The sequence below is a fragment of the Streptomyces sp. NPDC046876 genome (genome assembly GCF_040645035.1).
GTDB lineage: Bacteria > Actinomycetota > Actinomycetes > Streptomycetales > Streptomycetaceae > Streptomyces.
In genome coordinates, this window is record NZ_JBEYXK010000026.1 from 33,965 (window position 1) to 47,719 (window position 13,755).

The 13,755-nt window shown below is 69.4% G+C and carries 12 protein-coding genes and 2 tRNA genes; 2 read left to right on the plus strand and 12 right to left on the minus strand.

Annotated features, from left to right (window positions below; translation table 11 throughout):
- Positions 1–11: 11 nt before the first annotated feature.
- Both ABZ924_RS16750 and ABZ924_RS16755 read right to left on the minus strand, forming a co-directional pair.
- Positions 12–1,160: a histidine kinase gene (locus ABZ924_RS16750; protein WP_361909476.1), complete on the minus strand. Its 1,149-nt coding sequence runs from the start codon at positions 1,158–1,160 to the stop codon at positions 12–14.
- Between the two features lie 213 nt (positions 1,161–1,373).
- Positions 1,374–4,022, minus strand: coding sequence for a valine--tRNA ligase (locus tag ABZ924_RS16755; protein WP_361909479.1), 2,649 nt, complete (start codon positions 4,020–4,022; stop codon positions 1,374–1,376).
- Between the two features lie 217 nt (positions 4,023–4,239).
- Between ABZ924_RS16755 and ABZ924_RS16760 the strand changes: the two genes are divergently transcribed.
- Positions 4,240–5,208, plus strand: a complete 969-nt coding sequence (locus ABZ924_RS16760) for a hypothetical protein (RefSeq protein WP_361909482.1) — start codon at positions 4,240–4,242, stop codon at positions 5,206–5,208.
- A 49-nt stretch (positions 5,209–5,257) separates the two neighbouring features.
- Here the strand turns inward: ABZ924_RS16760 and ABZ924_RS16765 are convergent, their stop codons facing one another.
- From ABZ924_RS16765 to ABZ924_RS16790, 6 genes are all read right to left on the minus strand, one after another.
- Positions 5,258–5,533: a hypothetical protein gene (locus ABZ924_RS16765; RefSeq protein ID WP_361909485.1), complete on the minus strand. Its 276-nt coding sequence runs from the start codon at positions 5,531–5,533 to the stop codon at positions 5,258–5,260.
- A 171-nt stretch (positions 5,534–5,704) separates the two neighbouring features.
- A complete protein-coding gene (gene clpX / locus ABZ924_RS16770) occupies positions 5,705–6,991 on the minus strand; it encodes an ATP-dependent Clp protease ATP-binding subunit ClpX (RefSeq protein ID WP_030297265.1) in 1,287 nt (428 codons plus the stop codon).
- A gap of 153 nt (positions 6,992–7,144) precedes the next feature.
- A complete protein-coding gene (locus ABZ924_RS16775; protein WP_361909489.1) occupies positions 7,145–7,819 on the minus strand; it encodes an ATP-dependent Clp protease proteolytic subunit in 675 nt (224 codons plus the stop codon).
- 88 nt (positions 7,820–7,907) lie between these two features.
- Positions 7,908–8,525 (minus strand): ATP-dependent Clp protease proteolytic subunit, encoded by a 618-nt coding sequence (locus tag ABZ924_RS16780; protein WP_361909492.1) that lies wholly within the window; start codon positions 8,523–8,525, stop codon positions 7,908–7,910.
- A 299-nt stretch (positions 8,526–8,824) separates the two neighbouring features.
- Positions 8,825–10,216 carry a trigger factor gene (tig, locus tag ABZ924_RS16785; protein ID WP_361909495.1) on the minus strand — a complete coding sequence of 464 codons (1,392 nt, stop codon included), beginning with the start codon at positions 10,214–10,216 and terminating at the stop codon, positions 8,825–8,827.
- 166 nt (positions 10,217–10,382) lie between these two features.
- Positions 10,383–10,459: transfer RNA gene (locus tag ABZ924_RS16790), tRNA-Pro, on the minus strand.
- A gap of 178 nt (positions 10,460–10,637) precedes the next feature.
- Between ABZ924_RS16790 and ABZ924_RS16795 the strand changes: the two genes are divergently transcribed.
- A tRNA-Gly gene (locus ABZ924_RS16795) sits at positions 10,638–10,708 on the plus strand.
- A gap of 70 nt (positions 10,709–10,778) precedes the next feature.
- Here the strand turns inward: ABZ924_RS16795 and ABZ924_RS16800 are convergent.
- The 4 genes from ABZ924_RS16800 to ABZ924_RS16815 all read right to left on the minus strand — a co-directional run bounded on the left by ABZ924_RS16800 (position 10,779) and on the right by ABZ924_RS16815 (position 13,690).
- A complete protein-coding gene (locus tag ABZ924_RS16800; protein WP_361909498.1) occupies positions 10,779–11,795 on the minus strand; it encodes a site-specific integrase in 1,017 nt (338 codons plus the stop codon).
- A gap of 137 nt (positions 11,796–11,932) precedes the next feature.
- Positions 11,933–12,139, minus strand: coding sequence for an excisionase family DNA-binding protein (locus ABZ924_RS16805; RefSeq protein ID WP_361909501.1), 207 nt, complete (start codon positions 12,137–12,139; stop codon positions 11,933–11,935).
- Complete coding sequence (gene repSA / locus ABZ924_RS16810) at positions 12,132–13,508, minus strand: replication initiator protein RepSA (protein ID WP_361909503.1); 1,377 nt, start codon at positions 13,506–13,508, stop codon at positions 12,132–12,134. Before repSA ends, ABZ924_RS16805 begins: the two co-directional genes overlap by 8 nt.
- Positions 13,505–13,690, minus strand: a complete 186-nt coding sequence (locus ABZ924_RS16815) for a hypothetical protein (RefSeq protein WP_361909506.1) — start codon at positions 13,688–13,690, stop codon at positions 13,505–13,507. Before ABZ924_RS16815 ends, repSA begins: the two co-directional genes overlap by 4 nt.
- Positions 13,691–13,755 lie beyond the last annotated feature (65 nt).

Below are 13,755 nucleotides of genomic sequence, written 5' to 3' on the forward strand. Positions count from 1 at the left end.
CGGTGGCGGCTTCAGCCGCGCGGGAGGGTGGCGACGACCTCGTACGACTCGTGCGTGCGGGTGGCCGTGAGGGTGCCGCCGAGGCTCGAGACGCGCTCGGCCATGCTCGCGGTGCCGGACCCCGCCGACACCGGCGCGCGGGCCGGTCCGCGGGCGGGCAGCCCGTTGCTCACCGAGATCCGCAGCTGCGTGCCGTCCGCCTCGATCCGGACGTCGACCGGCTCGCCGCCCGCGTGCTTGGCCGCGTTGGTCAGGCACTCCTGCACCACCCGGTAGACCGCGGCCTGCCGCAGCGGCGACAGCCCGTGCACCTGCGGGTCCAGCAGCAGCCGTACGGGAGTGCCGGCGCGCCTGCTCTCCTGCGCGAGCGCCGGCAGGCCGTCGACTCCGGGCGTCGCGTCGGGCCCGCCGCGCTGCACGATGATCTCGTTCAGCACGAGGTGGGCACGGCGCGCGGTGTCGGCGAGCTCCTCGAAGTCCTTGGCGTACGGGGTCGCGCGCGCCCGGGCCGACAGCACCTCGGAGCGCACCGTCAGCAGCGTCAGCTCGCGGCCGACGAAGTCGTGGACGTCGCGCGCGACCGAGGTGCGCTCCTGCTGCACGGCCTGGAGCACGGCCGCCTCGGCGCGCCGGGCGGCGAGTTCGCCCACCAGGTCGTGGCGGTAGGCGGCGATACCGACGGCCGAGGCGAGGACGCCGATCGGCACGACCAGCCCGAGGAAGGCGCTGAGGGTGGCGGCCTGCGGCTCGGGCCAGCCCGGCAGGCAGAACACGGCCAGCGCGAAGGCCACGTACCCGGCGGTGGCGAGGACGCCCGCGCGGCGGCCCCGGTAGCGGCCGACCGAGTACAGGGCGAACTGGATCAGCGTCAGCTCGTGCAGCCAGCCGATGAAGAGCAGCGCGGTGGCGTAGGCGACCCACGGCGCCCGGCGGCGCACCACGAGGGACGACGCCCCGGCTGCGAGGACGGCGGCGGCCGTGGGGCCGTTCAGGGAGTTGTCGGCGGCGGCCAGGCCCGGCAGGTCCAGCGCCATCAGGGCGAGGCAGCTCAGCGCGGTGAGCACGTCCGTCGCGCGCTGCGAGCCGGCCCAGCTCTCGCAGAGGCGGCGGCCTGCGGCCACGGCCCGGTGGAACGCCGGGACGACGGGCTTGACGTGCATGCCCTCCATCATCGGGGGTCCACGCCGGGGATCTCGTCAGCCATCCCGTCCGAAAAAGTGACCATCGGCACTCCGAAGTGGCGCGCGGGCGGCCGAAGCCGGAGGGCGACCGCGGCCGGCGGGGCGGACGGCGAACGCGGACGGCGGGGGCGGACGGCGAAGCCCCCGCACCGGCGGTCGGTGCGGGGGCCTCGGCGTCGACTTCCGTGGCTGCTAGGCGGCGGGCAGCGCGTCCAGCTGGGCCTGGATCCGGGCGATGTCGGCCTCGGCCTTGGCCAGCCGGCCCTTGATCTTGTCCACGACGTTGTCGGGGGCCTTGGCCAGGAAGGCCTCGTTCCCCAGCTTCGCCTCGGCCTGGGCCTTCTCCTTCTCGGCGGCGCCCAGGTCCTTCGTCAGGCGCTTGCGCTCGGCGGCCACGTCGATCGTGCCCGACAGGTCGAGCGCGACGGTGGCGCCGGCGACCGGCAGGGTGGCGGTGGCGCTGAAGCCCTCGCCCTCCGGCTGGAGGCGCAGCAGCTGGCGGATGGCCGCCTCGTGCGCCGCCAGCGGCGTACCGGACAGGTCGAGGCGGGCCGGGACCTTCTGGCCCGGCTGCAGGCCCTGCTCGGCGCGGAACCGGCGGACCTCGGTGACCACGGCCTGGAGGTTCTCGATCTCGGCCTCGGCGGCCTCGTCGCGGAAGCCGCCCAGCGCGTCAGCGCCAGGAACGGACACAGCCTTCGGCCACTCGGCGACCACGATGGACTCGCGGCCGGTCAGGGTGGTCCACAGGGTTTCGGTGACGAAGGGGACGACCGGGTGCAGCAGGCGCATCAGGACGTCGAGGACCTCGCCGAGGACCCGGCCGGATGCCTTGGCGCCCTCGCCGCCCGCGAAGAACGTCGTCTTCGACAGCTCGACGTACCAGTCGAAGACCTCGTCCCACGCGAAGTGGTACAGCGCCTCGCTGAGCTTGGCGAACTGGAAGTCCTCGTAGTACGCGTCGACCTGCGCGACCGTCTTGTTCAGACGGGACAGGATCCAGCGGTCGGTGGCCGACAGCTGCTCGACCGGCGGCAGCTCGCCCTCGATCGTGGCGCCGTTCATCAGCGCGAAGCGCGTGGCGTTCCAGATCTTGTTGGCGAAGTTGCGGGAGGCCTGGACCCAGTCCTCGCCGATCGGGACGTCGGTGCCGGGGTTCGCGCCCTTGGCCAGGGTGAAGCGGACGGCGTCGGAGCCGTACTTGTCCATCCAGTCCAGCGGGTCGACGACGTTGCCGAAGGACTTCGACATCTTCTTGCCGCGCTCGTCGCGGACCAGGCCGGTCAGGGCGATGGTCTTGAACGGGACCTCGCCGTCCATCGCGTACAGGCCGAACATCATCATCCGGGCGACCCAGAAGAAGATGATGTCGTGGCCGGTCAGCAGGACGTCGGTGGAGTAGAACTTCGCCAGGTCCGGGGTCTTCTCCGGCCAGCCGAGGGTGGAGAACGGCCACAGGCCGGAGGAAAACCAGGTGTCGAGGACGTCGGTGTCCTGGTGCCAGCCCTCACCGGTCGGCGGCTGCTCGTCGGGGCCGACGCAGACGATCTCGCCGTCCGGGCCGTACCAGATCGGGATGCGGTGGCCCCACCACAGCTGGCGCGAGATGCACCAGTCGTTCATGTTGTCGACCCAGTCGAAGTAGCGCTTCGACATGTCGGCGGGGTGGATCGCGACGCGGCCGTCGCGGACGGCGTCGCCGGCGGCCTGGGCCAGCGGCTTGACGTTGACCCACCACTGCATCGACAGGCGCGGCTCGACGGTGGTCTTGCAGCGCGAGCAGTGGCCGACGGAGTGCATGTACGGGCGCTTCTCGGCGACGATGCGGCCCTGCTCGCGCAGGGCGCCGACGACCGCGGAGCGGGCCTCGAAGCGGTCCAGGCCGAGGAAGGGGCCGTGGACGGTGATCACGCCGTGCTCGTCCATGATCGTCATGGAGGGCAGGTCGTGGCGCTGGCCGATCGCGAAGTCGTTCGGGTCGTGGGCCGGGGTGACCTTGACGGCACCCGTGCCGAACTCGGGGTCGACGTGCGTGTCGGCGACGACCGGGATGGTCCGGTCGGTCAGCGGCAGCTTGATCCGCTTGCCGACGAGGTGCTTGTAGCGCTCGTCGTCCGGGTGGACGGCCACGGCGGTGTCACCGAGCATCGTCTCGGCGCGGGTCGTGGCGACGACGAGGCTCTCCTCGCCCTCGCCGTACCGGATGGAGACCAGCTCGCCGGCGTCCTCCTGGTATTCCACCTCGATGTCCGAGATGGCGGTCAGGCAGCGCGGGCACCAGTTGATGATGCGCTCGGCGCGGTAGATCAGCTCGTCGTCGTAGAGCTTCTTGAAGATCGTCTGGACGGCCCGGGACAGGCCCTCGTCCATGGTGAAGCGCTCGCGCGACCAGTCGACGCCGTCGCCGAGGCGGCGCATCTGCCCGAGGATCTTGCCGCCGTACTCCTCCTTCCACTGCCAGACGCGCTCGACGAACTCCTCGCGGCCCAGGTCGTGGCGGGACTTGCCCTCCTCGGCGAGCTGCTGCTCGACCTTGTTCTGGGTGGCGATGCCGGCGTGGTCCATGCCGGGCAGCCACAGGGACTCGAAGCCCTGCATGCGCTTGCGGCGGGTCAGGGCGTCCATCAGCGTGTGCTGGAAGGCGTGGCCCAGGTGGAGGGAGCCGGTGACGTTCGGCGGCGGGATGACGATGGTGTACGCGGGCTTCTCGGACGCCGCGTCGGCGGTGAAGTACCCACGCTCTACCCAGCGCTCGTAGAGCTCTCCCTCTACCTCGGCCGGTGCGTAGGCGGTCGGCAGTTCGGAGTTGGGGCTGCTGGGTGTCTGCGTGTTCTCGGTCACGGGCACAGTTTAGAGGCTGGACGTGCGCCGGGGTGCCGGGCCCCGGAGTCCTGCCGCGGCCGGTATGTCCCGCTCGGTGCGTCCGGTACGCGAGACCACCGGTAACAGTCGCGTCATGAAAACCTGTGCAGGAGGGGGCCGCCGCCCCGGGCGACCGCGCCTTCCGCCAGGATGTGTGGAACGGATAAGCAAAGCCAGCCTCACAGGGGGACGCGGGATGAGTTACAACCAGCCAGGGCCGTACGGCCAGCAGCCTCAGCAGCCGGGTCCCTACGGGCAGCAGCCTCCGCCGCCGCCGAACCCGTACGGCCAGCCCGCCCCCCAGCCCGGTTACGGCTACCCGCAGCAGGCCCCGCCGCCGCCCCCGGGATACCCGCAGCAGCCGCCGACGGCCCCGATGGGCTTCCCGCAGCAGCCGCAGCCGCCGCAGCCGGCGTACGGCTACCAGCAGCCGGGCATGCCGCCGCAGCCGCCGTACGGCGCCCAGCCGCCGAAGAAGTCCAAGGCCGGCGTCGTCATCGGCGTCATCGTCGCCGTGGCCGTCATCGCGGGCGGCGGCTGGTACCTGGTGGGCGGCGGCTCGGGCGGCTCGGTGGGCTCGGATACCAAGGGCTACAAGCTGGCGTTCCCGGCATCGGTCGACAGCTTCGCCAAGAACGAGAAGGGGGGCGTCCCCGGCAGCGACGCCCCGCTCGCGGGCGAGCACAAGACCAAGGTCGAGGCCATGGGCATCAAGGAAGCGCGCTCGGCGGGGAGCACCCAGTACCTGAACGGCGAGAAGGGCAAGGCCAAGCAGCTGACGGCCAACGGGTACTGGGGCCAGCTCGACGATCCGGCGAAGACTCTCGACGCCTACTTCGCCCAGATCGGCGCACCCAACCCTGAGCTCGACAAGCTCGGCCTGAAGTACGAGAAGGCCGGCTCCCCCAAGGACTTCACGCCGGAGGGATTCAAGGGCGCGCTCATGAAGTGCGTCGACGTCAAGATGACCGCGATGAAGTCCGTCAAGCCCGGAGAGCCGACCTCCGTGGTGGTCCCCTTCTGCGCCTGGGCCGACCACTCGACTCTTGGGGTCGTCAACCAACTGGACCAGGCGGCGATCCTGACCGGCGGCACCCACGGCACGCAGGAGGACGTCGCCAAGCTCGCTGCGAAGCTCTACAACACCTCGCGGACCAAGGTCTGATCCGCCAGCAGGGGCCCAGCACGACACTGGGCCCCCTGGTCCGCTGTCGTCAGTCTCGCGCGGCCTGGTAGCAGGCCTCGTTGGCGTCATCGATCTTCACGGACAGCGAATACAGGATGTTCTGGCAAATGATCCCGCCGACGAACCCGTTTTCGCCGTTGCTGCATGCATCCCGCACATTCGGGCCCACGACGTAACCCAGGTTTTCCATGTAGTTGGTGCAGTCCGTGTACGAGGCCTGCGCGGGCGATGCCGCAAGGACCGGGAGGGCTCCCGCCAACGCCGTTGCTGCGACGATCCCCATCGCACGTTTGATCTTGGACACCGCACACTCCCTCGGTTCGGCACTTCACCGCCAGACCAAGATGATCATGAACGAGGCGAGCGATCCAGTAGATATCGACCATCTGACCGATTTGCACTCACCTTTGGCCGATCATGCGCGAGGAGGGGCGCCCCGGACATTCGGGGCGCCCCTCCTCGTGTACACGTGCGGTTACGCCGACTTCTCCTGCGGGCCCTGGTCCTTCGGAACGATGCGCGGGACCAGCGTCGGGTTCACGTTCGAGCGGACCACGTCGGCCGTGATGACCACGCGGGCCACGTCCTTGCGGGACGGGACCTCGTACATCACCGACATCAGCACCTCCTCCATGATGGCGCGCAGACCGCGCGCGCCCGTCTGGCGGAGGATCGCCTGGTCGGCGATGGCCTCGAGGGCCTCGCGCTCGAAGTCCAGCTCCACGCCGTCCAGTTCGAACAGGCGCTGGTACTGCTTCACCAGCGCGTTGCGCGGCTCGACCAGGATCTGGAGGAGGGCTTCACGGTCCAGGTTGTGCACCGAGGTGATGACCGGGAGGCGGCCGATGAACTCGGGAATCATCCCGAACTTCACCAGGTCCTCCGGCATGACCTCCTGGAACTGGTCGCTCGCCTCGATCTCCCGCTTCGAGCGGATGGTGGCGCCGAAGCCGATGCCCTTGGCCCCCGCACGCGACTCGATGATCTTCTCGAGGCCGGCGAAGGCGCCGCCGACGATGAAGAGCACGTTCGTCGTGTCGATCTGGATGAACTCCTGGTGCGGGTGCTTGCGGCCGCCCTGCGGGGGAACGGACGCGGTCGTGCCCTCGAGGATCTTCAGCAGGGCCTGCTGGACGCCCTCGCCCGAGACGTCGCGCGTGATCGACGGGTTCTCGCTCTTGCGGGCGACCTTGTCGATCTCGTCGATGTAGATGATCCCGGTCTCGGCCTTCTTGACGTCGTAGTCGGCCGCCTGGATCAGCTTGAGGAGGATGTTCTCCACGTCCTCGCCCACGTAGCCGGCCTCCGTCAGGGCGGTGGCGTCGGCGATGGCGAACGGGACGTTGAGCATGCGGGCCAGCGTCTGGGCCAGCAGGGTCTTGCCGGAGCCCGTGGGGCCCAGCAGCAGGATGTTGGACTTCGCCAGCTCGATGGCGTCGTCACGGCCCTGCGCGCCGCCGTTCTCGCCGGCCTGGACGCGCTTGTAGTGGTTGTACACCGCCACGGAGAGCGCCTTCTTCGCCGGCTCCTGGCCGACGACGTAGCTCTCCAGGAACTCGTAGATCTCGCGGGGCTTGGGGAGTTCCTCCCACCGCACCTCGCTCGTCTCCGCGAGCTCCTCCTCGATGATCTCGTTGCAGAGGTCGATGCACTCGTCGCAGATGTACACACCGGGTCCTGCGATGAGCTTCTTCACCTGCTTCTGGCTCTTTCCGCAGAACGAGCACTTGAGCAGGTCGCCGCCGTCACCGATGCGTGCCACGAGGTGCTTCCCCTTCGCCTGGGAGACGCTTGGTTCAGCGCTCCTGGTGCCTCATATCCGACGGTACCTTGCCGGGGGCCCCGTACGGGGCCCCCTTGGCGCGGTTCACACAGCCGAATCCTGCGGCGTGTCCGCGCCAATTGGCGGCAAGGATCAGACCGCGTTCATCTTGCGGGTGGAGACGATCTGGTCGATCAGGCCGTACGCCAGTGCGTCCTCGGCCGTGAGGATCTTGTCGCGCTCGATGTCCTCGCGGATCTTCTCGATCGGCGTGGACGAGTGCTTCGCCAGCATGGTCTCCAGCTGGTCGCGCATGCGCAGGATCTCGTTGGCCGCGATCTCCAGGTCGGAGAGCTGCTCGCGGCCGGTGCCGCCGGACGGCTGGTGGATCAGCACGCGGGCGTTCGGGAGGGCCATGCGCTTGCCCGGGGTGCCGGCGGCGAGCAGGACCGCGGCGGCGGAGGCCGCCTGGCCCATGCAGACCGTCTGGATGTCCGGCTTCACGAACTGCATCGTGTCGTAGATGGCCGTCAGCGCCGTGAAAGAACCGCCGGGGCTGTTGATGTAGATCGAGATGTCGCGGTCCGGGTCCATCGACTCCAGGCACAGCAGCTGCGCCATGACGTCGTTGGCGGAGGCGTCGTCGATCTGCACGCCGAGGAAGATCACGCGCTCCTCGAACAGCTTCGCGTACGGGTCGTACTCGCGCACGCCCTGGGAGGTGCGCTCGACGAAGCGGGGGACGACGTAGCGGCTGTCGACCTGCGGCCCGGTGTAGAGGCCGCTCGCGGGAGAGAGGTTGTTCATGTGCATCTGGGTGTTCACCATCCTGGTGGCGTTCTGCGGGCTGAGGCTTGCCTGGTGCGGGCGGGCGTACGGGGCCGCGGTGCGGGCCCCGCCACCGCCGGGGCCGGGATCAGGCCCCGGTGCCGCCGCCGCCCGGGACCAGGGACGCGGCGGAGATGATCTCGTCGATGAGGCCGTACTCCTTGGCCTCCTCCGCCGTGAACCAGCGGTCGCGGTCGCCGTCGCGGATGATGGTCTCCACGGTCTGGCCGGAGTGGTGCGCGGTGATCTCCGCCATGCGCTGCTTCGTGCGCAGCAGGTACTTGGCCTGGATCTTGATGTCCGAGGCGGTGCCGCCGATGCCGGCGGAGCCCTGGTGCATCAGGATGTCGGTGTTCGGGAGCGCGAAGCGCTTGCCCGGGGCGCCGCCGGTGAGCAGGAACTGGCCCATGGAGGCCGCCATGCCCATGCCGATGGTGACGACGTCGTTCGGGATGTACTGCATGGTGTCGTAGACCGCCATGCCCGCCGTCACCGAACCGCCCGGGCTGTTGATGTACAGGTAGATGTCCTTCTCCGGCTCCGCGGCCAGGAGGAGGAGCTGCGCCGTGATCTTGTTGGCGATGTCGTCGTCGACCTGCTGGCCGAGGAAGATGATGCGCTCGCCGAGCAGCCGGTTGTAGACATGGTCGCCGAGGCCGCCACCGATGGACGGCTCACCCGCGGCGTAAGGCTTCAGATTCGTCACGTATCCACCTGCTCGTCTCCGACGGCCACATGCCGTCTCAGCGTCTCGTTCTGGGGCGCGGACCGGTTGGATGCGGAGCTGTCCGCCGGCGTCCGGGTACTCCCGTGCCCTCGTATTCATGGACCCTAACGCGCAGGTCGGACAACGCCATCCCGCTTCCCGAACTGTTCGCTCGGAGCGCAAGCTCCCGGGCCCTTTCGGAGGGCTCCGGGGAAGCCCTGGGGAGAGCGCGGAAGGGCCCGCACGCTGCTGCGTACGGGCCCCTCCGGGGTACTGCTCGGTGCCGGTGCGGCGGGGCCTTACTTGGCCTCGTCCTCGCCCTCGGCGGCGTCGCCCTCGGCGGCCTCGACGGTCTCGGCGGCGGCCTCGGCCTCGTCCTCCTCGTCGGACAGGTCGACGACCTCACCGTTGCTGTCGACGACCTTGGCGGCCTCGACGACCAGCGCCAGCGCCTTGCCGCGGGCGACCTCGCCGACGAGCATCGGGACCTGGCCGCCCTCGACGACCGCCTGGGCGAACTGGTCGGGGGACATGCCGGAGGAGGCGGCGCGGCGCATGAGGTGCTCGGTGAGCTCCTCCTGGTTGACGCCCAGCTTCTCCTTGTTGACCAGGGCGTCCAGGACGAACTGGGTCTTGATGCCCTTGATCGCCTGCTCCTTGGTCTCGGCGTCGAACTCCTCGACCGTCTTGCCCTGGAACTCCAGGTACTTCTCCAGCGTCAGGCCCATCTGGCCGAGCTGGTGGTGCTCCAGGTTGTGCTTGCGGGTGTTGACCTCGTCCTCGAGCAGCTTCTCGGGGATCGGCACCTCGACGAGCTCCAGCAGCTTCTCCAGGACGCGCTCCTGGGCCTGCGTGGCCTGGTCGTACTGCTTCATGTTCTCGAGGCGCTTGCGGCTGTCGGCCTTGAGGTCCTCGAGGGTGTCGAACTCGCTCGCCATCTGCGCGAACTCGTCGTCCAGCTCCGGCAGCTCCTTGGCGGAGACCTTGGTGACCTTGACGGTGACCTCGGCGTCCTTGCCCTCGGCGGAGCCGCCCTTCAGCTGCGAGGTGAAGGTGGCCTCGCCGCCGGCCTCGAGGCCCTTGACGGCCTCGTCGATGCCGTCGAGGAGCTCGCCCGAGCCGATGGTGTAGGAGACGTCGGAGGCGACGCCGTCCGGCAGGACCTCGCCGTCGACCTTGGCCTCGAGGTCGATGGTGACGACGTCACCCTCGGCGGCGGCGCGCTCGACGTCCTTGGTGGACGCGAAGCGGTTCCGCAGCTGCTCGACGGACTTCTCGACGTCCTCGTCGGAGACCTCGACCGCGTCGACCTCGACCTCGATGCCGGAGAAGTCCGGGATCTCGATCTCGGGACGCACGTCGACCTCGGCGGTGAAGGCCAGCAGCTCGCCGTCCTTCAGCTCGGTGATGTCGACCTCGGGCTGGCCCAGCGGGTTCAGGTCGGCCTCGTTGACGGCCTCGGTGTAGAACTTCGGGAGCGCGTCGTTGACGGCCTCCTCCAGCACCGCACCGCGGCCGAAGCGCTGGTCGATGACGCGGGCCGGGATCTTGCCCTTGCGGAAGCCCTTCACCGTGACCTGCTGGTTGATCTTCTTGTACGCCGCGTCGAGGCTGTCCTTGAGCTCCTCGAAGGGCACCTCGACAGTGAGCCGAACCCGAGTCGGGTTCAGGGTCTCCACGGCGCTCTTCACGGTTCGGTCTCCTTGTGGCTGACTGCTGGGGTCTGCTGTCGCTGCGATTCAGCGTTTCAGCGGATCGGGCCCGGTACATCAGACACACGGGCACGCAGCTTGCATAGTAACCGCAAGCGGCAATCAGCCCACAACGCGATCTTCGCGATGGCGATGGCGATGGTGGTGGTCGGGGTGGCCGGATTCGAACCGACGACCTTCCGCTCCCAAAGCGGACGCGCTACCAAGCTGCGCCACACCCCGTCGGTGCGACACGTAGGGTACATGGCCGGAGACCCTCCGACACGCGGCGTTTCTGCGAAGCTTCCGGGCCGCCCGCGGTCCGGCCCGCTTACGGGCACGCAATGCGGTGTGACTCCCCCGCCCCGACCCGCTAGGATGCTCTCCGTGCCGCAGCCCCCGGACCTGCGGCGCACGTGTTGCGGGTGTAGCTCAATGGTAGAGCACTAGTCTTCCAAACTAGCTACGCGGGTTCGATTCCCGTCACCCGCTCTGAACGACGAAGGGCCAGGTCAGAGGATGTCTCCTCCGCCTGGCCCTGAGTCGTGTTCGGGGTCTGCGATCAGCCGCCCGTGTCCCCCGCGTGCCCCTCGGACTCCGGATCTTGCTCCGTGCCCCCGCGCCCCTTCTCCACGAGCCCGCTCAACGCATCAGCAATCAGCCGATCCCGGCCGGCACTGGCGTGCTGGTAGATCAGCGCGGCGCGGGCAGTGCTGTGGCCCATACGCGTCATCAGCTCCCGAGTGCTCGCCCCGGTGGACGCGGCGAGGGTGTTCCCCGTGTGCCGAAGATCATGAAAGTGCAGCCCCTTGACCCCGGCCTCCCGGCAAGCCTTGCGCCACAGCCGGTTGAAGTGGTTCCGGCGCGGGGTGGCCCCCTTGGCCCCGACGAAGACCCGACCGTCGGCCCCGGGCTCGGCGTACATCTTCAGGTGCTCCCGAATGTCCTGGACGATCACGCCAGGGATGGAGACCGTCCGCTTGCCCGCGGCACTCTTGGGCGCCTTGACCTCCCGCTGCCCATTGGCCAGCTCGGCAACGGCCCGCCGGACCCGCACGGTCCCGTGCTCCAGGTCGATATCCCGACGGTGCAGGCCGATCAGCTCACCCCACCTCAGGCCGAGGAAGCCGGCCATGAGCACGAGAACCCGGTACCGGGCATCGACCGCATCCGCCAGGGCGTAGACCTCCTTCACCGTGGCGGTCGGCCGCTCGGGAGTGTGAACGACACTCGCCCCTTTGATCTGGCAGGGGTTCCGCCGGATCAGCTGGTCCGACAGGGCCGTACCCAGGATGGCGCGCAGCAGGGCATAGGCCTTGGCCACGGTCGTCGGACCGGTGCTGGCGGCGAGCTTGTCGGCACGCCAGCGCCGAACGAGCGGTGCCGAGATATCCGCGAGGTTGACGGCCCCGAACGTCGGCTCCAGGTGGTGCCTCAGCAGTGAGCCGTACAGCTGCCGGGTGGTGCTGGTCAGCTCACGCTCTTTGATCCACGCAACGGCGTACGGCCCGAAGGCGACCTTTCCAGCATCCGGATCAAGCCAGTCACCGCGACGCATCTCCGTCTGCTTGTCGGCCAACCAATCGTCCGCGTCCCGCTTGGTTCGAAACGTCTCTGGAGCAGGACGAAGCTGTCCATCTGGCCCAACGTAGCGGGCCTGGTAGCGACCGGACGGCAGCTTCCGCACCCGTCCGAACTGACGACGCTTTCCAGCCATCAGGCAGCCACCGCCAGACGACCCCGGTGACGCGGCTGAACGGTGTTGGCGGCGATGAATTCCCGTACTGCACTCTCCGGGATCCGCACGTGGCGGCCGACCTTCACGTACGTAATCCGCCGCTCCTCAACCAGACGTCGGGGAAACCGCACGGTGGTGCCGAGCAGTTCGGCGACCTGGACGACGCTGAGGTAGCGCTCATTCATGCTGCTCTCCTTGCAGGGCTTCGCGGGCGGTCTGGCGGTTGAGCTGGATATCGCGGGCGATGGTGGCGGCGAGGACGGACTCCCCCGGGCTATGCCCGTGGCCGGCGTACTGCCAGGAAGCAAGCACGAGCACGGTGTCCGGCTCCACGTCGGCCAGCCCGCAGGTTTCGCGTTCTTGGGCGGCGCGGTAGTCGGCGCGGGTCTGACGGAGGGCGCCAAGAGTGGTGGAGTACTGCCTCGACTTGGTCGAAAAGTGGCCGCGGAAACCGAGCATGTGGGCCCAGGCGGCGAGGCGGCGGTCCGGGTACAGCAGGTCGAGGTCGAGGCAGGCCTCTATCAGGCGGGCGGCGTGGTCGGGAACGTCAAGGAGGATCAAGGCTTCGCGGTTGCCGATGCGGCGGTCGAGAGTGCCGGTGTTCTCAGCGGCCTTGGTCGCGTACTTGGCGACGTACGAGGCCACGGCCTGTTCGGTGATGTCGGGGCCGTCCCCGAAAGCCTTGATGGGGCGGACATCGATCTGCGTGCCCCAGCGGAAGGTGCGGGCGGGCTGGTCAGCGGCGGCCGGGACGGTGACCGACGTGTAGGAGTGCGCGACGGCAGCCCGGATGGAGTGGTCGAGGAGTTCGGTGGAGGCCCAGGTGGGCGGCGGGCTTAACGGTCCGGCGGGGCCGTCAATGCGGATCACGGCGTGGAAGTGGATGGCACCACGCTTCTGGAACTCGGCGACCTTGCCGTAGGAGATCCGGGCGGCTTCGGTCAGCTCTCGCTGGGTCAGTCCGGCGGAGGCGGCGATCTCCCGGCGCAGGCGGGTGGTGAAGCGCTGCCAGAGCTGTCCGGCGTGGTTGTTGAAGAGGATGGCGGCGGCGTAGTCGTAGGTTGCCGGGTCGAGGGCGGTGCCGAGTTCCGCGTCGTGGTCCTGGTGGTGCTTGCCGCAGCGGCAGGGGCGGCCGGCGGGCCGGTTGTGGACCGGGCCGAAGGACGGGGCGGTGAGGGTGGCGAAGACGCGGGGGTGTTCGCGGACGGTGGCGGGGATGTCGCGTCGGTCGTCTCCGGCGAGCCCGGCTCGGATGAGGTGGTAGGTGTCTCCGGCGTAGGTCCAGGCGCAGGCGGGGCAGCGGGACGCGCGGCGGTTGCCGCAGGCGATGCGGAGGCGGGCGCCGGGCTCGTTCTCGGTCGAGTAGCGATGCAGGACCTCGCCCGAGGTCTTGTCCTTGGCGACGGTCCAGCCGGTGATGTGGATCGGGTCGGAGCAGCCGCCGGTGCGGTGGATCTGCTCTTCCCAGCGGCGGAAACCGGGAGCCCCGGTCACCCTCAGCGCGTCGGCGAGGGTGGCCGGGTCCAGGTCCGCGAGGGTTGCGGAGTGGGTCACGCGTTCACCGACCGGGCAGGGGTGCGGGTGGCGCGAGTCCCAGTGCCGTGGCAGGCCGGGCAGTGGGCGGTGATGGTACGCAGATGGCCGGTGCGGTCCCGCCCGCCCAGGGTGATGTGCACGGCGGAGAAGCCGTCGCAGTTCGGGCAGATGCGGGGCGGGGTGCGGGTGGCCTGGGCCATGATGGTGGTCCTTTCGATTGCGGTCGGAGGGGCCGGTCCGTCCGGGCGGCGGCGATGCTTGGTGG

Coding starts and splice junctions, on each gene's coding strand:
- ABZ924_RS16750 (WP_361909476.1), bottom strand. CDS start 1,160: ATGCACGTCAAGCCCGTCGTCCCGGCGTTCCACCGGGCCGTGGCCGCA.
- ABZ924_RS16760 (WP_361909482.1), top strand. CDS start 4,240: ATGAGTTACAACCAGCCAGGGCCGTACGGCCAGCAGCCTCAGCAGCCG.
- ABZ924_RS16775 (WP_361909489.1), bottom strand. CDS start 7,819: ATGGTGAACACCCAGATGCACATGAACAACCTCTCTCCCGCGAGCGGC.
- ABZ924_RS16805 (WP_361909501.1), bottom strand. CDS start 12,139: ATGAATGAGCGCTACCTCAGCGTCGTCCAGGTCGCCGAACTGCTCGGC.
- ABZ924_RS16815 (WP_361909506.1), bottom strand. CDS start 13,690: ATGGCCCAGGCCACCCGCACCCCGCCCCGCATCTGCCCGAACTGCGAC.